General features: G+C 54.7%; 18 protein-coding genes. 4 read left to right on the forward strand and 14 right to left on the reverse strand.

Translation table 11 applies throughout. The features are described 5' to 3' along the window. Window positions 1-115: 115 nt before the first annotated feature. Together EA20_RS0105540 and EA20_RS0105545 are read left to right on the forward strand one after the other, a co-directional pair. Window positions 116-325 carry a DUF1471 domain-containing protein gene (locus EA20_RS0105540; RefSeq protein WP_024965887.1) on the forward strand — a complete coding sequence of 70 codons (210 nt, stop codon included), beginning with the start codon at window positions 116-118 and terminating at the stop codon, window positions 323-325. Between the two features lie 199 nt (window positions 326-524). Continuing rightward, window positions 525-1,061 (forward strand): GNAT family N-acetyltransferase, encoded by a 537-nt coding sequence (locus EA20_RS0105545; protein ID WP_024965888.1) that lies wholly within the window; start codon window positions 525-527, stop codon window positions 1,059-1,061. A 416-nt stretch (window positions 1,062-1,477) separates the two neighbouring features. Here the strand turns inward: EA20_RS0105545 and EA20_RS0105550 are convergent, their stop codons facing one another. Continuing rightward, complete coding sequence (locus tag EA20_RS0105550; RefSeq protein ID WP_024965889.1) at window positions 1,478-1,888, reverse strand: type II toxin-antitoxin system HicB family antitoxin; 411 nt, start codon at window positions 1,886-1,888, stop codon at window positions 1,478-1,480. Between the two features lie 27 nt (window positions 1,889-1,915). Further along, window positions 1,916-2,098 (reverse strand): type II toxin-antitoxin system HicA family toxin, encoded by a 183-nt coding sequence (locus EA20_RS0105555; protein WP_024965890.1) that lies wholly within the window; start codon window positions 2,096-2,098, stop codon window positions 1,916-1,918. Window positions 2,099-2,634: 536 nt separating this feature from the next. Between EA20_RS0105555 and EA20_RS0105560 the strand changes: the two genes are divergently transcribed. Both EA20_RS0105560 and bsmA read left to right on the forward strand, forming a co-directional pair. Continuing rightward, on the forward strand, window positions 2,635-4,569 hold the full coding sequence (locus tag EA20_RS0105560) for a methyl-accepting chemotaxis protein (protein WP_024965891.1): 1,935 nt from the start codon (window positions 2,635-2,637) through the stop codon (window positions 4,567-4,569). Between the two features lie 55 nt (window positions 4,570-4,624). After that, window positions 4,625-4,954 carry a biofilm peroxide resistance protein BsmA gene (gene bsmA / locus EA20_RS0105565; protein WP_024965892.1) on the forward strand — a complete coding sequence of 110 codons (330 nt, stop codon included), beginning with the start codon at window positions 4,625-4,627 and terminating at the stop codon, window positions 4,952-4,954. Here bsmA and EA20_RS0105570 read toward each other — a convergent pair. The 12 genes from EA20_RS0105570 to mutL all read right to left on the reverse strand — a co-directional run bounded on the left by EA20_RS0105570 (window position 4,925) and on the right by mutL (window position 19,448). After that, the gene (locus tag EA20_RS0105570; protein ID WP_024965893.1) at window positions 4,925-6,556 is read right to left on the reverse strand and encodes an isovaleryl-CoA dehydrogenase; all 1,632 of its coding nucleotides are present in this window, start codon (window positions 6,554-6,556) and stop codon (window positions 4,925-4,927) included. The genes bsmA and EA20_RS0105570 overlap by 30 nt on opposite strands. Before the next feature lie 178 nt (window positions 6,557-6,734). Continuing rightward, window positions 6,735-7,469 carry a 23S rRNA (guanosine(2251)-2'-O)-methyltransferase RlmB gene (rlmB, locus tag EA20_RS0105575; RefSeq protein WP_024965894.1) on the reverse strand — a complete coding sequence of 245 codons (735 nt, stop codon included), beginning with the start codon at window positions 7,467-7,469 and terminating at the stop codon, window positions 6,735-6,737. Between the two features lie 132 nt (window positions 7,470-7,601). Then, complete coding sequence (gene rnr, locus EA20_RS0105580) at window positions 7,602-10,043, reverse strand: ribonuclease R (protein ID WP_024965895.1); 2,442 nt, start codon at window positions 10,041-10,043, stop codon at window positions 7,602-7,604. A 16-nt stretch (window positions 10,044-10,059) separates the two neighbouring features. Next, entirely contained in the window at window positions 10,060-10,506 is a 447-nt protein-coding gene (gene nsrR, locus EA20_RS0105585) for a nitric oxide-sensing transcriptional repressor NsrR (protein ID WP_024965896.1), read from the reverse strand. Between the two features lie 192 nt (window positions 10,507-10,698). Next, window positions 10,699-11,997 carry an adenylosuccinate synthase gene (locus EA20_RS0105590; protein ID WP_024965897.1) on the reverse strand — a complete coding sequence of 433 codons (1,299 nt, stop codon included), beginning with the start codon at window positions 11,995-11,997 and terminating at the stop codon, window positions 10,699-10,701. Window positions 11,998-12,094: 97 nt separating this feature from the next. Continuing rightward, the gene (locus EA20_RS0105595) at window positions 12,095-12,295 is read right to left on the reverse strand and encodes a DUF2065 family protein (RefSeq protein WP_024965898.1); all 201 of its coding nucleotides are present in this window, start codon (window positions 12,293-12,295) and stop codon (window positions 12,095-12,097) included. Window positions 12,296-12,358: 63 nt separating this feature from the next. Next, on the reverse strand, window positions 12,359-13,363 hold the full coding sequence (gene hflC, locus EA20_RS0105600; protein WP_024965899.1) for a protease modulator HflC: 1,005 nt from the start codon (window positions 13,361-13,363) through the stop codon (window positions 12,359-12,361). A gap of 3 nt (window positions 13,364-13,366) precedes the next feature. Continuing rightward, on the reverse strand, window positions 13,367-14,617 hold the full coding sequence (hflK, locus tag EA20_RS0105605; protein WP_024965900.1) for an FtsH protease activity modulator HflK: 1,251 nt from the start codon (window positions 14,615-14,617) through the stop codon (window positions 13,367-13,369). A 67-nt stretch (window positions 14,618-14,684) separates the two neighbouring features. Continuing rightward, a complete protein-coding gene (gene hflX, locus EA20_RS0105610; RefSeq protein ID WP_024965901.1) occupies window positions 14,685-15,965 on the reverse strand; it encodes a ribosome rescue GTPase HflX in 1,281 nt (426 codons plus the stop codon). Window positions 15,966-16,167: 202 nt separating this feature from the next. Beyond that, complete coding sequence (gene hfq, locus EA20_RS0105615; protein ID WP_024965902.1) at window positions 16,168-16,479, reverse strand: RNA chaperone Hfq; 312 nt, start codon at window positions 16,477-16,479, stop codon at window positions 16,168-16,170. Window positions 16,480-16,582: 103 nt separating this feature from the next. Then, window positions 16,583-17,533, reverse strand: a complete 951-nt coding sequence (gene miaA, locus EA20_RS0105620) for a tRNA (adenosine(37)-N6)-dimethylallyltransferase MiaA (protein WP_024965903.1) — start codon at window positions 17,531-17,533, stop codon at window positions 16,583-16,585. Then, entirely contained in the window at window positions 17,526-19,448 is a 1,923-nt protein-coding gene (gene mutL / locus EA20_RS0105625; RefSeq protein ID WP_024965904.1) for a DNA mismatch repair endonuclease MutL, read from the reverse strand. Before mutL ends, miaA begins: the two co-directional genes overlap by 8 nt. Between the last annotated feature and the right edge of the window lie 2 nt (window positions 19,449-19,450).

A 19,450-nucleotide genomic window follows, 5' to 3' on the forward strand; every position in this document is an offset into this window, starting at 1 on the left:
TTTTGATTTAACCGGGCAAATCTCTTCGCTAACAATCCTTCTCCGTCAGGCATAAAATTATTCACATCGAGGCAGAGCGCCTCTCAAATTACAAAATCATCCTGAGGACACCACCATGAAATCCATCAAAACTTTTGTTGCAGTTACCGCCCTGACACTGGCTTCTTTTGGCAGCTTCGCCCAGACCGTTACCGTCACTGCCGCCACGCTGGCTGGCGCGGAAGCCATAGTGGCCGAACAGGCCCAGCAGGCTGGTGCAATGTATAAGATTATCGGCGCACGTGTGGATAATAACGCCTTCGTGACAGCCGAGCTGATTAAATAATCATGGTCGCATAGGGAAATGCCGACAAAAGCCGCTGATAATGCGGCTTTTGTCGTATCTGAACTCGCGCTTTATAACGACCTGAAAACGGCTTTCCCTTTCCGTAAGGTCATAAGGTTAAGGCATTCACTCATGGCTTTTTCTTCGTAGTACCGGACAGGCGAGGTATAAAAGAGTAAGCGAAAGAGTGAGGAAAATGATGTTATTACAAACAGAGCGTCTTTGCTGCCGGGCTGTCAGGTCATCTGATGCAGACAGGCTTTTCGGTATCTACGGCGACCCGGCAACTAACGTTTTTAACCCCGCCGGGCCCTATACTGATATTCACCAGGCGACATCTGTACTGAAAGAGTGGATGACTCACTGGACAGAAAAAGGTTTCGGAAACTGGGCCATATCACTGCGCAGCGAACCCGAAAAAATCATTGGGTTTGGCGGCATCAACATAAGATGCTGTGCCGATCTTCTCATTAATAACCTGGGTTACCGGTTTGCAACAGAAGCCTGGGGAAAAGGCGTAGCTACAGAATTTTCCAGGGCCGCCATTCACTATGGATTTAACGAACTCAACCTTGATGAAATTTCCGCAGTGGTGAGGGCGAATCACCTCGCGTCACGGAATGTGTTGCAGAAGTCCGGCATGGATTTTAGCAAAGAGGTGCATGATGTGGAGAGCGCTCCACCCAGCCTGCTTTTCTCCCTTACTCGTGATAAGTGGAAAAAAAGTGTCAGGTAAGACTGCCTCCCTGCTGTCTCTGGCTTAAAATCCCGACCACAACGTCGCCGCGATAGAGGTAGTGGAGAATGACCGGGAGAAAAGATGGGTAGGTTGTCGATACCAGAGGAAGGTAAAGAAGGTTAATCAGCACAAATAAAAATATGATGCGCTGTGTCATGCGGATAAAGGATGAACCGCCAGCTCAGGGAGGTATCAGAAAGCCTGCAGGAAGATTTATCCTCTGCATCCTACAGGCCAAAATGATTTCTATAACCAAAACGTAGTTAATACGTTCAGGTTTGCGGCTGATATAACAGGATCTGCCAGGCCCTGGCGGTTGGATGCGTCTTTCAGAGCGAACACCTGCTGAGGCACCTGACAGAGTGCCTGCCTCACTGATTTATCTGGTGCACCCTCGCTTTTACGGCGGACCTCTAAGCTTTGACAGAAATACGTTCCAGGGCTACCTGCGCAAGGAAGCCCGAACGGCTTTTATACTCAGGATGGCTCGCCACACAACGATCGATACGATCGATAAGAGATTTGGGCAGGGTGACATTAATTTTCTCGGAGCCACCGAGTAAACGCGTGACGTCCACATCAACAAGCGCCCAGATATACCCTGCAAATTCTGGATTGTTAGCCAGTGTGCCGAGCGCAGATACGGCAGGAATATCGTCACCCAGTTCCACGAGTAACTCGATATGCCCGGTAATGGCCTCTTTTGCATTCAATACCGCTTCATCCAGCGTCTCTCCCGCCGAGAAACAGCCCGGTAAGTCCGGCACCGTGACACCAAACGCGCTTTTCTCATCGCCCGCTTCAATTGCAATTGGATATAACATTTTCAGCCTCTGTAGAGCATGCCGGGATCAGATTCCCGCCTGTATCCTGATGCTTTTTACCGTTTTTATCGGTAACTCTTTTTTGGGATGAGGTACAGTGACCAACCCTTTTTTTGTCGGATGTTTAAAATGATGATGGCTGCCGTTAACGCGTACCAGCGTCCAACCACCTGCGAGCAGCTCCGCAATAATTTCTTTGCTGGTGGCCATCCCTGGCTCCTGTAAGGCCTGATGTTGAATATATAACCCCAATAACCCTGAAAATCAACTTACGTGACATATTTGAAGTTATTTCTGTGGCTACGGTCAGGAGGCAGATTAAAGCAAGTGACGAACGAATGTCGGGAAAAATAGATATCAAGGCATTAACAGGGTGAAAGGAAAAAAGGAACTGAAGCTGAAGTCATCGTTTTACCTAAACGGTAGAGCAGTAGCATAACGCCCGGAACGAATATGACGCCCTGTCCCGAAGGGAGCAGCTTTAATCCACGAAGGCCCACGCTTGAGAGATTATTTTTCTCAGACACGGGAAAAAGCCAACCTCGTTGTCAGATTCTCCGCTTCCCCTGAAACAGCGCAACGCACCATCCTGCCGCAACGCCTGGCGAGAAAGTGCCATTTTATTGAACTGGATCACATAAATTGTGGGGTTATTGGTTAATAAAGTTTTGAAATTAAGCGCTAAATGTTTCCAAAAGGTTGCCGTTAACCGTTATAACCCTATTCTCACCTGCACAGGTTAACCTATGAAACACCTCTCTTTCCGGCGCTGGAGTATCGGCGTCAAACTCTCGATCATCACTTCCACTACGGTGGCCATCCTCTTCCTGATTCTGACGCTGTCGCTTACGCAGAGTGCCTCCAGACAGATGCAGAGCCTGACGCTTGAAAATATGGCTAATCAGGTCAGCGGCATCGCGGATATGACCTCCATGTTCAACAGCACCCTGAACGAAGAAGTCGCCAACTATACCTCCCTGTTCAAAAGTTTCCTGCCGAAAAATTTTACCCTTGATGAAACCGAAACGATGAATATCGGCACGGAGGCCGCGCCAACGCTGCGCGCCGGATTGAAAACGCTCAACCTTGACGAAACGCTCGTCGATGATTTTTTAGATCGCACCGGCGCGATTTCCACCATTTTTGTCCGTAAAGGCGATGATTTTCTCCGCGTTTCTACCTCATTAAGAAAAGAGAACGGGGAACGCGCCATCGGCACACTGCTTGATCGCAGCAGTAAAGCGTGGAAGCTGGCGCAGGACGGCGAAATTTACCAGGGCGTGGCGATGCTGTTCGGCAAGCGCTATATCACACAGTATCAACCGGTTAAAGATGGCAGCGGCAAAGTTATCGCTATCCTTTTTGTCGGCGTGGATATCACAAAGCAGTATGCAGAAATCCGTGAAAAAGTCCTGACGAAAACACAGGGAGAGAGCGGGCGCTTCTACGTCCTGAATAATGCCGAAGGGAAAAATCGGGGACAGTTTATCTTTCACCCTACGCTCGAAGGTAAGCAGCCGACATGGCCGGATGCTTTGCAAAAACAGCTGCTGAGCAGCGAGCAGGGTACTATCGAAGCGGTTGATGAGAGCGGTGAGGACCAGATTATCAGCTGGCAGCAACTACCGGGCTGGAACTGGGTGATCCTGGGCGAGGTGAATAAAGCCAGTCTGCTAGCCCCAATTAACCATACGGGAAATCTGTTCCTGCTGATTGGCGCGACGCTGGTCATTTTGTTTGCGCTCGGCTTTGTCATTACCACCCGTCGCTGGCTGAGCCAGCCGCTACAGCAGGTTATTGAGCTGGCCCAGCACTACTCCGCAGGCAATCTGCAGGCCACGCTGGAAACGAAGCGTTATGATGAGGTTGGTCAACTGATCGTCGCCATTAACGGTATCGGCGACGGGCTTGAACGTATCGTTTCCCAGGTCCGCGAAGCGGCTCAGGATATCAGCAGCGGCACGGATGCTATCGCCCTTAGCAGCGAAAATATCAGCGAACAGATTACCCGTCAGGCCAGCAGCGTGGAGGAAACCTCCGCCAGTATGGAACAGCTTAGCGCAACGGTGGCGCAGAACGCCGCGAACGTTAACCAGGCGCTGACGCTGGTCGGCGAAGCCGCAGAGGTGGTGAAAAACGGTGGAGAAACCGTATCACGTTCAGTGGTCACGATGACGGACATCAAAAATGCTTCGCAAAGCATTGCCGATATCACTCACGTTATCGAATCTATCGCTTTCCAGACCAATATTCTGGCACTGAATGCGGCCGTTGAAGCCGCCCGCGCCGGTGAGCATGGCAAGGGCTTTGCGGTTGTCGCCGCCGAAGTACGCGCCCTGGCGCAGCGCAGCGCGCAGGCAGCCAAAGAGATCGATGGCCTGATTGATAATTCCCTCAGCAAAGTGGTGCAGGGGCATGACCTTTCCGAGCAGACCCGCCAGGCAATGGAAGATATCGTTGGCCGTATTGAGCAGGTGAAAGTGCTGATGAGCGAGATTAACGTGGCGTCGAAAGAACAGTCTCAGGGCATTGGTCAGGTCAATCTGGCAATGAACCACATCGGTCAGGCAACCCACCAGAACACCGAACTGGTGGCAAATTCTGAACAGACTGCCCAGGAACTGAGCCGTAAAGGCCATCATCTGACGCACCTTGTCAGCGTATTTACCCTCAAAGCCTGATAAAAACCCGTGGGGTGGCTTACAATTAACGCTACCCCACTGTTATGAGGCCGCTATGATCCGCTTAATATCCCTGGCAGTTATCCTGCTGATGGCAGGTTGTAGTCAATTTCAGACGACCCCGCAGCCCCCGCCTCCCGCCACCGCAACGGCTCAGGAGATCACCCGTGCGCAGAGTCTTACTCTGCATAAATTAGGCTCCATTACCGCTCACGTTCGGGGTTCGCCCGATGACGCTGAGCGGGCTATTGCCGCGAAAGCCAATGAAGCTGGCGCGCCCTGGTACCGGATCCAGATGATCAGCGAGACGGTGATGCCCGGCTACTGGTATGCCAGCGCCCTGCTTTATGGGCCATCAGATGCTGCCAGTCGCACGGAGCAGTAACTTCTCACAAACTTCTTCAGGCAGGCTGGTGGTTCCCCGGGGATCGAGATACTGACGGCACCATGCGTCTGCCAGAAGGGGTTCAAGGTGCATCATAATCTGGACGCCGGTAGCAAGATTAAACAGCCCCTCGCTCAGCAGACGGGCCTGTGACTCCTGCGGCTTATGTAACAGCTTTTTCATCTGCCGCCACTGGCTGTCAAAGTGACGGTTCTGCCCTTTTACCGCATCAAACTCGGCCGCGAGAAGCTCGCTGATGCCCGGCTGTTTCCTTACGACGCGCAGCACATCCAGACACATTACGTTGCCCGATCCTTCCCAAATGCTGTTAACAGGCATCTCCCGATAGAGTCTCGGCAGCTCGCTGGTTTCGCAATATCCCACCCCACCCAGCACTTCCATGGCTTCGGCCACAAAAGCGATGCCGCGCCGGCAGACAGCGTATTTCGCGGCGGGCGTAAGGAGACGGCTGAAGGCCCGTTCCTGACTATCAGCGCCCTGCGACCAGGCCCGCGCCAGGCGAAACAGCATTGCAGTCTGGCCTTCCAGCATCAGCGCCTGGCCGCTCAGCACCTGACGCATCAGCGGCTGATCGATCAGATTTTTTCCCATGGCCTGGCGCTGGTGCGCATGGCAGAGCGCCACGGAAAGCGCGCGGCGCATCATGCCGTGGCTTCCCAGCGCGCAATCGAAGCGGGTATAGCCACCCATCTTCAGGATCTGGCGAAGCCCCTCGCCTTCCTCTCCCATCAGCCAGCCGGTGGCCTCAAAAAACTCCACTTCGCCGCTGGCGTTGGAACGGTTCCCCAACTTCTCTTTCAGCCGCTCTATTCTGACCGCATTTCTTATTCCCTCCGGCAGCAGGCGAGGCAGAAAAAAGCAGGATAGTCCGCCTTTCGCCTGTGCCAGCACCAGATGAGCATCGCTTTGTGGCACCGAAAAGAACCATTTGTGTCCGGTCAGGCGATAAGCTTCACCGCTTCCCCGTGAAGCCACAGGTTCAGCCCGGGTTGTATTACTCAGGACGTCAGTTCCACCCTGCTTTTCTGTCATGCCCATACCAATCAGCAATCCCCGCTTATGCGGCGCGTTTTGCAGATGGGCATCATATCGGTCGGAGAGCAGCGGCGGCAGCCACGCCTGAAAGGCGGCAGGAAGCTGTTTTTGCAGTAGCGGAATCGCCCCAAAGGTCATCGTGACAGGACAAAGCGTGCCCGCCTCGACCTGCGCATGCAGGATGAAACGGGCGGCACGGGCCACAAACGCCGCTGGCGGCGCATCCGGCTGCCAGGGCAGGTTGTGTACGCGATTGGCACACAGTCCCTGCATCAGCATATGCCAGGCGGGATGGAAACGAACGTCGTCCAGCCTTTCCCCGCGGGCGTCATAACGCAAAAGTTCCGGCGGATGGCTGTTTGCCAGCCGGCCCAGCTCCAGCGACTCCACTCCACCAAGCTGCTGCCCCACAGAAGCGAGCAAATCGCCGTCCCATCCCGCGCCTTCGCGCATCACCGCCTCACATAACGGCGTATCGGACAGGTATAAATTACTGTTGCTCAGCGGCCGGGGCTGATTGAAAACAAGATGGGTTTTCCAGTCCATGCCTTCTCCTTTGCACAGGCAGGTTAATCAGGTGACCCTTCTGACATTAATCCGCACGGGATGGCTTTTTTGCGGCGCAGATCACAAGCCTGCCAGGTAAAGAGGAATTACAGATTTGACTGAAATGGAAAACTGGCGCGGTTAAAAACCTGCCCGAAGCGCGGACAGGTTTTTCAGGTTAGCCCCGGCGCTGCCGGACGGCTTCGAACAGACAGATGCCGGTCGCGACCGAAACGTTAAGCGAGGAAACGCTGCCTGCCATAGGGATGCGGATCAGTTCATCGCAGTGTTCACGCGTCAGGCGACGCATGCCCTCACCTTCAGCGCCCATCACCAGCGCCATCGGACCCGTCATCTTACTCTGGAAAACGTCATGATCGGCTTCACCGGCTGTCCCGACGATCCAGACATTCGACTCCTGAAGCATACGCATGGTACGGGCCAGATTGGTGACGCGGATCAGCGGAACATGCTCCGCAGCGCCGCTGGCCACTTTTTTGGCCGTCGCATTCAGCTGGGCGGAACGATCGCGCGGCACAATCACGGCATGGACGCCTGCGGCATCCGCGCTGCGCAGGCAGGCACCGAGGTTATGCGGATCGGTGACGCCGTCCAGAATCAGCAGAAAGGGTGCATCCAGGGTAGCCAGCAAATCGGGCAGATCGTTTTCCTGATACTGACGACCTGGCTTAACCCGGGCCACGATGCCCTGATGAACTGCGCCTTCAACCTGCTTGTCGAGCCACTGGCGGTTTGCCACCTGAATAACAATGCCCTGCTCTTCCAGCGCTTTAACCAGCGGCTGAAGACGGCGATCGTCACGACCTTTAAGAATAAAAACTTCCTGAAAACGTTGTGGATCGCTCTCCAGAAGCGCCTGTACGGCGTGAATACCAAAAACTATTTCACTCATTGAACGGTTACTCAAATGGTCATGTTATAGCAGGAGAAAAGCGTTTCTCTTCCCCTGAAACTCCCGGCGGCCTTGCGGCGAGCAGGCCCACCTTCACCAGATTGCAAAGAGGGATGAAAGTGGGCCTTAGGGTTATGCTGGATTATCCGGTTTCTTTTTCGCTGCGCGTTTAGCCCGCGTGGCGGCACCGATTTTACGGGTTTTGTCCGACGGTTTTTTGGCCTTTTTACCGCTGCCTTCCGCCGCACCCTCTTTTGCTTTCGGCGTGCGGAAAGCACTGTCCGGCTCAAAATTGGTGCGCTTGCTCTGCTCACGACGGCGCTTGCCGCTGTTCTGCGGTTTTTTGGCCCGGTCGCGTTCGGTTTTCCCTTCGCCACGCGGTTTACGTGAACTTGAGACCAGCGCAAAATCTATTTTACGCTCTTCCATATGCACGGCTTCCACCCGCACTTCAACGGTATCCCCAAGGCGGTATGATTTGCCGCCTGATTCACCGATAAGGCGCTGTCCTGCCGCATCGAACCGGTAGTAATCGTTGTCCAGCGTGGAGACATGCACCAAACCATCAATAAACAGATCGTTGAGACGAACAAAGAAGCCAAAGCCGGTGACGCTGGAAATGACGCCGGTGAAGGTTTGCCCCACCTGATCCTGCATAAAGTCACACTTCAGCCAGTCCGCAACGTCACGCGTGGCTTCGTCGGCGCGGCGCTCGGCCATGGAGCAGTGCTGGCCCAGCTGCAGCATTTGCTGAAGCTCGTAATGGTAGCCGCCGGTTGGCGTGGTGATACCGTCCAGCGTGCCGTTCTCTTTTGCCAACAGATACTTGATGGCGCGGTGTAACAGCAAATCCGGATAGCGACGAATCGGTGATGTGAAGTGCGCGTAGGAGGCCAGCGCCAGGCCGAAGTGGCCCCGGTTTTCCGGATCGTAAACCGCCTGCTTCATCGAGCGCAGCAGCATCGTCTGCAGCATCTCCGCATCCGGACGGCTTGAGATCTGCGTCAGCAGCTCCGCATAATCCAGCGGATGCGGCTTATTGCCGCCGCCCAGCGTCAGGCCCAGTTCATTCAGCACCGAGCGGAAGCTTTTGATGTTCTCTTCGCTCGGGCGATCGTGATCGCGGAACAGCGCCGGTTCGTTATTTTTCTCCACGTAGCGTGCTGAGGCGATATTCGCCAGGATCATGCACTCCTCGATCAGCTTATGCGCATCATTACGTGAGACCTGCTCAACGCGCTCGATGCGGCGATCGGCATTGAAGATAAACTTGGCTTCGTCCGTTTCAAACGAGATGCCGCCGCGCTGTTCACGCGATTTTTCCAGCACCAGATACATGCGGTGCAGCTCTTCCAGATCTTTTACCAGTGGCTGATATTGCTCGCGCAGCTCCTGGTTCCCCTGCAGGATGCTCCAGACCTTGTTATAGGTCAGGCGCGCCCAGGAGTTCATCACGGCTTCATAGTGCTTGTAGCCGGTCAGCTTACCGGTAGCGGAAATGGTCATTTCGCACACCATGCAGAGGCGATCAACCTGCGGGTTCAGCGAGCAGAGGCCGTTTGATAACACCTCAGGCAACATCGGAATGACCTGTGAAGGGAAATAAACGGACGTGCCACGGTTAACCGCTTCATCATCCAGCGGCGTGCCGGGACGGACGTAGTAGCTCACGTCGGCAATAGCGACCCAGAGGCGCCAGCCACCGCCGCGTTTCCTTTCGCAGAAGACCGCATCATCAAAGTCGCGCGCATCCTCGCCGTCAATGGTGACCAGCGGCAGATCGCGCAGATCGACACGTCCGGCTTTCGCCTCTTCCGGCACTTCTTCTTTCAGTTTGGCGATCTGGCGCTCCAGCTCCGGTGGCCAGGTGTGCGGGATATCATGGGTACGCAGCGCCATTTCAACGGCCATGCCAGTGCCCATATTATCGCCAAGCACTTCGACCACTTTACCCACGGCTTTGCTACGGCGGGTTGGGCGCTGCATCAGCTCCACCACCACCACAAAGCCCATACGGGCGCCTTTTAACTCTTCTGGCGGGATTAAGATATCAAAGCTCAGCCGGCCATCGTCGGGCACGACAAAGCCCACGCCCGCTTCGGTAAAGTAGCGGCCCACGATCTGATTGTTGCGCGGCTCAAGAACGCGCACCACACGGGCTTCACGGCGGCCTTTACGATCTGCACCCATGGCCTGAGCCAGGATAACGTCGCCGTGCATACACATTTTCATCTGATCGGCAGAGAGATACAGGTCATCTTTGCTGCCTTCAATACGCAGGAAGCCGAAGCCGTCGCGATGGCCGATTACCTTACCGCGCAGCAGGTCCAGACGCTCAGGCAGCGCGTAGCACTGGCGACGGGTAAAGACCAGCTGACCGTCGCGCTCCATGGCGCGCAGGCGCCGGCGGAGCGCTTCAATCTGCTCTTCGCCTGCAATGGAGAGTTCTTCAGCCAGCTCTTCACGGCTGGCTGGTTTTTCGCGCTTATCCAGATGTGCCAGGATAAATTCACGACTGGGAATGGGGTTTTCGTACTTCTCTGCTTCCCGTTCCTTAAAAGGATCTTTTGACATTGCGGTTCCTCCGTTGTCATCGGTTGCGTAGTGAAGGTTTTTCACTCAGCAATAATTGGTAGAGCGGCTGGTTGTTTTCAACCATATCGGCCAGCGTGTAGCTATCCAGCACGGCGAGAAAGCTCTGCACCGCCTCGTTCAGCGCGTTTTTCAGCCGGCAGGCCGGGGTGATATGACAAAAATCACTGTGACAGTTCACCAGCTGTAGCGGCTCCAGATCGCGGACAACCTGACCGATAATGATTTCTGAAGCGGGTTTGCCAAGGCGAATGCCACCATTTTTGCCCCGGATAGCCATCACATAGCCATCACGGCTTAGCTGATTGATGATTTTGACCATATGGTTGCGCGAGACGCCATATGTCTCAGTGACTTCAGTGATGCTGGTCATTTTTCCGGACGGCAGGGCGGCCATAAAAATGAGCGCACGCAAGCCATAATCAGTAAAACTCGTTAGCTGCACGATAACCTCGCGGAAAAGAAACACGCCAGAGACGCTGCAGTAATCCGCTCATAAGTAAGAGTTAATAATGATGATAAACCAGCCTTCGCCTTCAGGGGCATTTTATTTAAGCAAGCGGGGTTGAGGCGAAGCAGGACGGAAATGCGAGGCGGAATGATAAAGACCGGGCAAAGCCCGGCCTGTATGACAGCGTTATGCGTCAAAGGGATCGCGCAGGATCATTGTCTCGCTGCGGTCCGGACCAGTAGAGATGATATCAATCGGCACGCCGGTCACGTCTTCTACGCGTTTGATGTAGTCGCGTGCTGCCTGCGGCAGGCCTTCCAGCGTTTTCACGCCAAAGGTATTCTCACTCCAGCCTGGCAGGGTTTCATAGATCGGCTCAATGCCTTCCCAGCCTTCTGCAGCCAGCGGGGTCGTGGTCACTTCACGGCCATCAGGCATACGGTATGCCACGCAGATTTTCACTTCTTTCAGGCCGTCCAGAACGTCCAGTTTGGTCATACAGAAGCCGGAAAGGGAGTTGATCTGCACCGCGCGGCGGACGGCAACGGCATCCAGCCAGCCGGTGCGACGGCGACGACCGGTGGTCGCGCCAAACTCATTGCCTTTGCTGCAAAGGAATTCGCCGGTCTCATCAAACAGTTCCGTCGGGAACGGGCCTGCACCGACGCGGGTTGAGTAGGCTTTAACGATACCCAGCACATAATCCACGTAGCGAGGACCAATACCAGACCCTGTTGCCACACCGCCTGCGGTCGTGTTTGAGGAGGTGACATAGGGGTAAGTCCCGTGATCGATATCCAGCAGCGTACCCTGAGCGCCTTCAAACATGATCAGATCGCCACGCTTGCGCGCGCCATCCAGCAGTTCGGAAACGTCGACAATCATGCCGGTCAGAACGTCAGCGATAGCCATCACATCGCTCAGAACCTTGTCGTAATCGACCGCTTCTTCTTTGTAGTAGTTCACCAGCTGGAAGTTGTGATAATCCATCACTTCTTTCAGCTTCGCGGCGAACGTTTCCTTGTTCAGCAGGTCACTGACGCGCAGACCACGACGGGCGACTTTATCTTCATACGCCGGGCCGATGCCGCGACCAGTGGTACCGATCGCCTTGGCACCGCGGGCTTTCTCACGCGCCATATCCAGCGCAACGTGATATTCCAGGATCAGCGGACAAGCTTCGGAGATAAACAGGCGTTCACGTACCGGGAAACCACGATCTTCCAGCCCCTTCATCTCTTTCATCAGCGCGGCAGGCGACAGCACCACACCGTTGCCGATGATGCTGGTCACGTTTTCACGCAGGATGCCAGAGGGAATTAAATGGAGGACGGTTTTCTCACCGTTGATGACTAGCGTATGGCCAGCGTTATGGCCGCCCTGATAGCGAACAACGTATTTTGCACGTTCAGTCAGGAGGTCAACAATCTTACCTTTACCTTCGTCACCCCATTGGGTGCCCAGTACGACGACGTTCTTACCCATTTCTCAAAACCACCGGTTGCTTAAAAATGGATTCTACCACCGTAAAATCCGTCTTTCAGCTCTTTTAGCAGTCGATTGCGCAGTTTTTTGACAGCGGTTAATTTCCGGCATGGGTGCTGACCATATAGTAAATTACCCCACCTGCAACAACCAGGCCGCCACCAAAACGCCGCAGCAGCGTATCGGGTAACTGAGCCATTGAGAGGATCATTCGTCGCCAGATACGCGGCAGCAGCATCGGTCCCAGACCTTCCAGAACAAGTACCAGCGCCAGCGCCATCCAAATAGTTGCATTCATTATTTTTTCCCGCCCATAAAAAAAGGGCCGGAGTTACCCGGCCCTTCGCTTTATAGCAGATTCTTAGCGTGTGGAGGTAGCAGGCGATTTCATAAAGCGGAAGAAATCGCTGTCCGGGCTAAGTACCATCACGTCCTGATTGCTCTTGAAGCTGTTGTCGTAAGCGCGCAGGCTGCGGACAAAAGCGTAGAAGTCAGGATCCTGGCTGAACGCATCGGCGTAAAGTTTGGCTGCGGTTGCATCCCCTTCACCTCGGGTGATCAGCGCAGTGCGCTGTGCTTCTGCCAGCGTGCGTGTCACCTCATAATCGGCACCAGCGCGCAGTTTTTCAGCCTCTTCCTGTCCCTGAGAGCGCTGGCTACGGGCCACAGCTTCACGTTCGGCACGCATACGGTTGTAGATCGCATCGGAAACTTCCGTCGGCAGGTTGATCTGCTTGATGCGCACATCGACAACTTCGATGCCCAGCGCGGCCATACTGTTAGGGTTAACCGCAGGCTCACTGCTGTTGGTTTCACGCTCAACGCGCGCAGCGATGGAGGCGATCGCATCATCGGCGGCCGGCGTGGCGATATCGTCGTCCTGACCCGCACTACCGGTGTTCAGGGCGTCACGAACGTCGGTCGTCAGACGACCACGGGAATCCGTAACGATATCTTTCACGTCCAGACGACCAAATTCAGAACGCAGACGGTCACTGAATTTACGCTTCAGCAGCACTTCGGCCTGGGAGACGTCGCCGCCGCCAGTGGCCAGGAAGTAACGACTAAAGTCGCTGATACGCCATTTGATATACGAATCGACGATCAGATCTTTTTTCTCTTTGGTGACGAAACGGTCCGCCTGGTTGTCCATCGTCTGAAGACGGGCATCCAGTGTTTTCACTGATTCCAGGAAAGGGATTTTGAAATGCAGGCCTGGCGCATAGACCAGCGGCTTGTTTTCATCATCCCGCAGAACTTTACCAAAGCGCATCACAATGCCGCGCTGGCCTTCCTGGACAACAAACAGTGACGCGTACAGCACCACCAGCACAACAATCAATACTACGATTAATGGCTTACGCATCGCTTACTCTCTCCCTTCGCGCTGGGAATCGCTGCGCTGGGCATTCACCCGACGCTGATCCATGATGTCGTCCGGGCTGAACGACGTACTGCCGCTGGCGCGTTCACCGCTGCCTGAAGCCGGTGGCAGGCGCAACAAGCTATTGCTGCTGCTGTCCTGAGTCGTACGCTGGCTGTTTGCCTGACCACCGCGCATCAGCTGATCCAGCGGAAGCATCATCAGGTTATTGCCCTTATCGTTAACCAGTACCTTACGGGTCTGGCCGAGGACGCGTTCCATTGTTTCAATATAGAGACGCTCGCGGGTAATTTGCGGCGCTGCTTTATATTCCGGCAGGATTTTGGCAAAGCGAGCTACTTCACCCTGCGCTTCAAGCACAACGCGAGTCTTATAGGCGCGGCCTTCTTCAAGGATACGCTGTGCCTGGCCGTTAGCCCGTGGCTGAACTTCGTTCGCATAGGCTTCCGCTTCACGGACGTACTGCTCACGGTTCTCACGTGCGGCGATCGCATCATCGAATGCGGCCTTAACCTCTTCAGGCGGACGTGCAGCCTGGAAGTTCACGTCGAGCAGGGTGATGCCCATATCGTACGGGCGGATCGTCTCTTCCAGCTCGCGCTGGGTTTCGCTACGCACCACGGTACGGCCTTCGGTCAGAATACGGTCCATGGTTGAGCGACCAATAACGCCACGCAGCGCACTGTCCGTCGCCTGGCGCAAACTGTCATCAGCATTGTTTACCGCAAACAGGTAACGCTCCGGGTTGGTCACGCGGTACTGCACGTTCATTTCAACGCGCACAACGTTCTCATCGGAGGTCAGCATGGTTCCTGAAGCCGCCAGTTCACGCACAGTTTCAACGTTAACGGTACGAACCTGATCGACAAAAGTCGGTTTCCAGTTAAGGCCCGGCCCTTCCAGATGATTAAATTTACCGAAGCGCGTCACTACGCCACGCTCCGCTTCTTTAATCGTGTAGAAACCACTGGCTGCCCAGATCACCACCGCCGCAACCGCGACGATACCTACCAGACGGCCTGCACCTCGCCCTGGCGTATTCTGTCCACCACTGTTGTCGTTTTTACCACCGCCAAATCCACCAAGCTTTTTGCTCAGTTTGCGAAAGATATCATCTAAATCAGGAGGCCCCTTATCGCGCCCTCCTTTGTTTCCCCCAGAGTTGCCGCCTTGATTATTGCTGCTTCCCCACGGGTCGCGGTCCTGTCCGTTATTCCCGGGCTGATTCCACGCCATGTTTATACTCCATTAATTGTGTGTGCGGTGGTATCCCAAGCCGGGATACGCGTGTCAGGCAATACCGTTAAACAATGTAGTCGACCAGGCTCGGCTCCTGTTTACACAGGCGACGCCAGTCAACGATCGGCATACGTATCTGTAAACCTACGCTACCATCGTCCTCATTCCACTCTTTTTCTATCGCCTGAAGCTGATAAAAACGACTGCGAAGCCGTCCCGCTTCAGGTGGAAGACGAAGATTGTACTGCGCAATCTCGCCAGCCAGTCGTTCGGTTAACGCCTGAAATAACAGTGGGATCCCCTCTCCCGTCTGCGCTGAAAGCCAGACACGGACAGGTAGGTTTTCCTCATTACGATCGATTCTGGGGACAAAATCCTCCAGCATATCAATTTTGTTCATCACCAGCAGCGTGGGAATATCGTCAGATTCTATCTCTTCAAGAACCTCATCCACCGCTTCGATGTTTTCATCCACGCGCTGATCGGCTGCATCAATAACGTGCAGCAGCAGCGTGGCCTGACGGGTTTCCTGCAGCGTGGCTTTAAAGGCTGCCACCAGATCGTGAGGCAGATGACGGATAAAACCTACCGTATCGGCCAGCACGACTTCTCCCACATCCGCTACGTCAATCCGGCGAAGGGTAGGATCCAGCGTGGCGAAAAGCTGGTTAGCGACGTAAACCTCGGCAGAAGTGATGCAGTTAAATAAGGTGGATTTACCGGCGTTGGTATAGCCCACCAGCGACACTGTAGGCACATCGGCCTTGCTGCGTGCCTGTCTGCCCTGCTCGCGCTGTTTTTCAACCCGCTGCAGCCGCGAAAGAATCAGTGTGATGCGGTTGCGAAGCAGGCGGCGGTCCGTCTCCAGCTGGGTTTCGCCCGGGCCGCGCAGGCCGATACCGCCTTTCTGACGTTCAAGGTGGGTCCAGCCGCGAACCAGACGCGTGGCGAGATGGCGAAGCTGGGCCAGCTCTACCTGTAATTTACCCTCATGGGTACGCGCACGCTGGGCAAATATATCCAGGATCAGGCCGGTGCGATCGATAACGCGGCACTCACACAGGGCTTCAAGATTGCGCTCCTGTGCCGGGCTCAGGGCGTGATCGAACAACACCACCGATGCACCGCTGGCTTTTACCGCTTCGGCAATCTCAACTGCCTTACCTTCACCGACAAAATATTTGGGGTGGGGTGACTTACGGCTGCCCGTGACGACTCGCAGCGCTTCGACACCCGCGGAAGAGACCAGGGTTTCAAACTCCTGCAAATCTTCCATATCTCTGTCTTGGGAGAAATAGATGTGTACTAGTACGGCCTGCTCACCGGCATCATAACGGTCAAACAAACTTAAAACCTCTCAGAACCTTGTTAAACCTGCTACACAATGGCCATACAGCGTGAAAATCAGATTCAGAATGCGCGTCTTTGTTAAAAGACGGCCTGTGTCGCCTGGTTCAGCTCGCCCGTGGGCAAAAAGCCGGACCTGACGGGAATGACCAGGACGGGGATCCTGAATGCACAGGGCCCCCCGCCATCAAAAACGCTGATTACTCAGCGTCTTCACTGTCTTGCTGAGGCTGAGATGCTGCCCCCTGGTTGCTGCTACCATGATGATAGTTGTTGCTTCCGCCACCTGCATTATTGCTATGGTGGGAGACCGGACGGGACGGAACAACGGTAGAGATAGCGTGCTTATAAACCATCTGACTAACCGTGTTTTTTAATAAAATTACAAATTGATCAAACGACTCGATCTGACCCTGCAGTTTGATACCATTCACCAAATAAATCGAAACCGGAACACGTTCCCGACGCAATGCGTTCAGGAACGGGTCTTGCAATGATTGCCCCTTAGCCATTCTATCTTTTCCTTATATGCTTGTTGTTTGCTACTTAAGAACCTCATCGGCCCTGAAATACTGCGTAAAAATTTGCGCAAGGTAACGTACCAATTGTACACAATCACCCATGCTTCGCATCAAGAACCTGTAAGACCTGAGCGAACGCCGCATCAGGTTGTTCGCTATCCAGCCAGTGAACGTCCTTCCAGCCGCGCAGCCAGGTAATCTGACGCTTGGCCAACTGGCGGGTTGCGCAAATTCCCCGATAAACCATCTCATCGTAATCAATTTCACCGGTCAGATATGACCACATTTGGCGATAACCAACACAGCGAATGGAAGGCATGTCCGTATGTAAATCACCCCGGGCAAAAAGTGCCCGGACCTCCGCTTCAAACCCTGCTGCCAGCATCTGATGAAAACGCAGCTCAATACGCTGATGGATCAGTTCGCGTTGCAAAGGCGCAATAGCAAACTGAATAACATCATATGGCAGCGCTTCTCCAGAAGTTTTCGTCAGTTCTGTTAAAGTTTTACCCGAAATAAAAAAAACTTCCAGTGCTCGCGAGAGTCTCTGGGGATCATTCGGATGAATACGATTTGCAGCAATGGGATCTACTTCACATAACTGGCGATGAAGGGTATCCCAGCCCTTTTCAGCCGCCATTTGCTCAATACGCTGGCGCACCTCCAGATCCGCCGGGGGCAACGGCGATAATCCTTCCAGTAGAGCCTTGTAATAGAGCATGGTGCCACCAACAAGCAGCGGTATCCGCCCTTTTTGGGTAATCTCCGCCATTTCAGCCAGCGCATCACGACGAAACTCTGCCGCCGAATAGGTTTCGGCAGGATCGCGGATGTCCAGTAAACGATGAGGCGCCAGAGCGTTTTCCTCTGCGGTAGGTTTGGCGGTGCCAATATCCATGCCGCGATAGACGAGGGCAGAATCAACGCTAATCAACTCAACTGGCAGCGCCTGGCGCAATGCCATCGCCAGCGCCGTTTTACCGGAAGCCGTTGGCCCCATCAAAAAAATTGCCTTTGGCCGGCCAGCCTTGGATGTTTCACTCATGCTTCAGGGCATTCATCGCCTGTTCAGTATCGACGTACTGCAATAATCCAGAAGGTGGCGATTTCATCAGCTGTGGGCAGAGTCGTTCCACCTCGGCCAGCAACGCAATCGCCTGCGAGTGATTCCAGTGCGGATGTTCAGCAAGCGAATGACGCGCTAACCACTGCGCCACCTGCGTTGCAGAAACCTCCTGCTGCCGGGCGAGATAGCCTAACAGGTCTGGAATCAAGTTTTGTAAATTTTGTTGGCGTAACGGTAAAGGCACCGCGCGCAGGGTCACATGCTGACCATCTGCTTTCAGTTCCACCCCCATCCGCAACAGTAGCTCGTGGCAGCGGCTCAGCGCTTCGCGCTCGGGAGCATCTATTTTCATACGAACCGGGATCAGTAGCGGCTGAGGTTTCAACCCTTCCTCACCCGGATCAAGCTGTGCCTGTTTTAGCCAGCGTTGTGCCACCGGAAGTGAAATCAGCGCCAGCCTGTTTTGCTGTTCGACCAGCGCGAAATTCTCATTCAGTACCGTGAGAACGCGACCAAAGCTTTGACAGTGGCCGTTCAGCGGTGTGGCCGCTGCCTCAGCGGGAGCAGGTTCTTGCGCCTGCGGCGTCGCCGGCGTTTTCAGCAGTTGCTGATAAACGATTCCTTCCCGTTTTTGATAAACCGGGGCCTGCCGCTGCCAGGCAGGCAACGATGAAGGCGCGCTTTTTTCCTGTGGCGCCCGACCTGCGCCTGACGAGTCAGCCTCGCCGCGTGCGGAAGATGCCCTTGCTTCGCTGCCAGAGCTTGTGCCCGAAGGAACTGCTCTCGCCGGTGCAGGTGCAGGTGCAGAAAAATGATTGCCGCCCGCGGCCTGGCGATTTGCTGGCTGCCAGCGTACCGTCTCTTCTTCCGGCCCGGCGTCGGGCAGGCGCGCCTGTCCGCTTTCCTGTAAAACAGTGACGATACCCTGATAGATAAAGTCGTGCACAAGGCGCGACTGGTGAAAGCGAACTTCATGTTTTGCGGGATGGACATTGACGTCCACCTGATGAGGGTCGATCTCCAGATAGAGAACATAAGCGGGCTGATGGTCAGCGCCGAGCTTATCCTGGTATGCCTGGCGGATGGCGTGATTGATCAGTCTGTCACGCATCATCCGGCCATTCACATAACAATATTGCAGCTCGCTCAACGTGCGGGATCCGACAGGGTCCGCCACCCAGCCGTGTAGCTTCAGATCGCCATGCTCCCATTCGATGTTCAGCGCATGGGTAAGAAACGCGGTACCGCAAATAGCCCCGAGGCGGCGCTCCCGCTGACTCGTCTCGCGCACGCCACGATATTGCCGTATCAGTTTGCCATTGTGGGTTAGCGAGAAAGCGACGTCGAAGCGCGCCAGCGCAATACGGCGGATAATCTCATCAATATGCGTGAATTCTGTTTTTTCGGTACGCATAAATTTGCGACGGGCTGGCGTATTGTAAAAGAGATCCAGCACCTCAATCGTAGTGCCTACAGGATGTGCCGCGGGTTTAACGGTTACGGCCATCTCACGCCCTTCCGCATAGGCCTGCCAGGCTTCACTTTGCGTTTCAGGACGTGAAGTCAGGGTCAGCCGGGAAACCGAGCTGATACTGGCCAGCGCCTCACCGCGAAACCCCAGGCTCATGATAGCCTCAAGATCGTCCAGCGAGGTGATTTTGCTGGTGGCATGGCGGGCCAGCGCCATCGCCAGCTCATCTTTGCCTATGCCACAACCGTTGTCGCGCAGACGAATCAGCTTTGCGCCGCCCTTCTCGATATCAATATCAATCCGCGTTGCGCCGGCATCAAGGCTGTTTTCTACCAGCTCTTTAACGACCGACGCCGGGCGCTCCACCACTTCGCCAGCCGCGATCTGGTTTGCGAGCTGGGGGGGCAAAACCTGAATCGGCATAC

It is taken from the genome of Pantoea sp. IMH (assembly GCF_000599885.1).
Lineage (GTDB): Bacteria > Pseudomonadota > Gammaproteobacteria > Enterobacterales > Enterobacteriaceae > Erwinia.

Bases quoted from the DNA above. Each gene is read 5' to 3' on its own strand.
- EA20_RS0105540 (WP_024965887.1), top strand. From the start codon at position 116: ATGAAATCCATCAAAACTTTTGTTGCAGTTACCGCCCTGACACTGGCT.
- EA20_RS0105545 (WP_024965888.1), top strand. From the start codon at position 525: ATGTTATTACAAACAGAGCGTCTTTGCTGCCGGGCTGTCAGGTCATCT.
- EA20_RS0105550 (WP_024965889.1), bottom strand. From the start codon at position 1,888: ATGTTATATCCAATTGCAATTGAAGCGGGCGATGAGAAAAGCGCGTTT.
- EA20_RS0105555 (WP_024965890.1), bottom strand. From the start codon at position 2,098: ATGGCCACCAGCAAAGAAATTATTGCGGAGCTGCTCGCAGGTGGTTGG.
- EA20_RS0105560 (WP_024965891.1), top strand. From the start codon at position 2,635: ATGAAACACCTCTCTTTCCGGCGCTGGAGTATCGGCGTCAAACTCTCG.
- bsmA (WP_024965892.1), top strand. From the start codon at position 4,625: ATGATCCGCTTAATATCCCTGGCAGTTATCCTGCTGATGGCAGGTTGT.
- EA20_RS0105570 (WP_024965893.1), bottom strand. From the start codon at position 6,556: ATGGACTGGAAAACCCATCTTGTTTTCAATCAGCCCCGGCCGCTGAGC.
- rlmB (WP_024965894.1), bottom strand. From the start codon at position 7,469: ATGAGTGAAATAGTTTTTGGTATTCACGCCGTACAGGCGCTTCTGGAG.
- rnr (WP_024965895.1), bottom strand. From the start codon at position 10,043: ATGTCAAAAGATCCTTTTAAGGAACGGGAAGCAGAGAAGTACGAAAAC.
- EA20_RS0105590 (WP_024965897.1), bottom strand. From the start codon at position 11,997: ATGGGTAAGAACGTCGTCGTACTGGGCACCCAATGGGGTGACGAAGGT.
- EA20_RS0105595 (WP_024965898.1), bottom strand. From the start codon at position 12,295: ATGAATGCAACTATTTGGATGGCGCTGGCGCTGGTACTTGTTCTGGAA.
- hflC (WP_024965899.1), bottom strand. From the start codon at position 13,363: ATGCGTAAGCCATTAATCGTAGTATTGATTGTTGTGCTGGTGGTGCTG.
- hflK (WP_024965900.1), bottom strand. From the start codon at position 14,617: ATGGCGTGGAATCAGCCCGGGAATAACGGACAGGACCGCGACCCGTGG.
- hfq (WP_024965902.1), bottom strand. From the start codon at position 16,479: ATGGCTAAGGGGCAATCATTGCAAGACCCGTTCCTGAACGCATTGCGT.
- miaA (WP_024965903.1), bottom strand. From the start codon at position 17,533: ATGAGTGAAACATCCAAGGCTGGCCGGCCAAAGGCAATTTTTTTGATG.
- mutL (WP_024965904.1), bottom strand. From the start codon at position 19,448: ATGCCGATTCAGGTTTTGCCCCCCCAGCTCGCAAACCAGATCGCGGCT.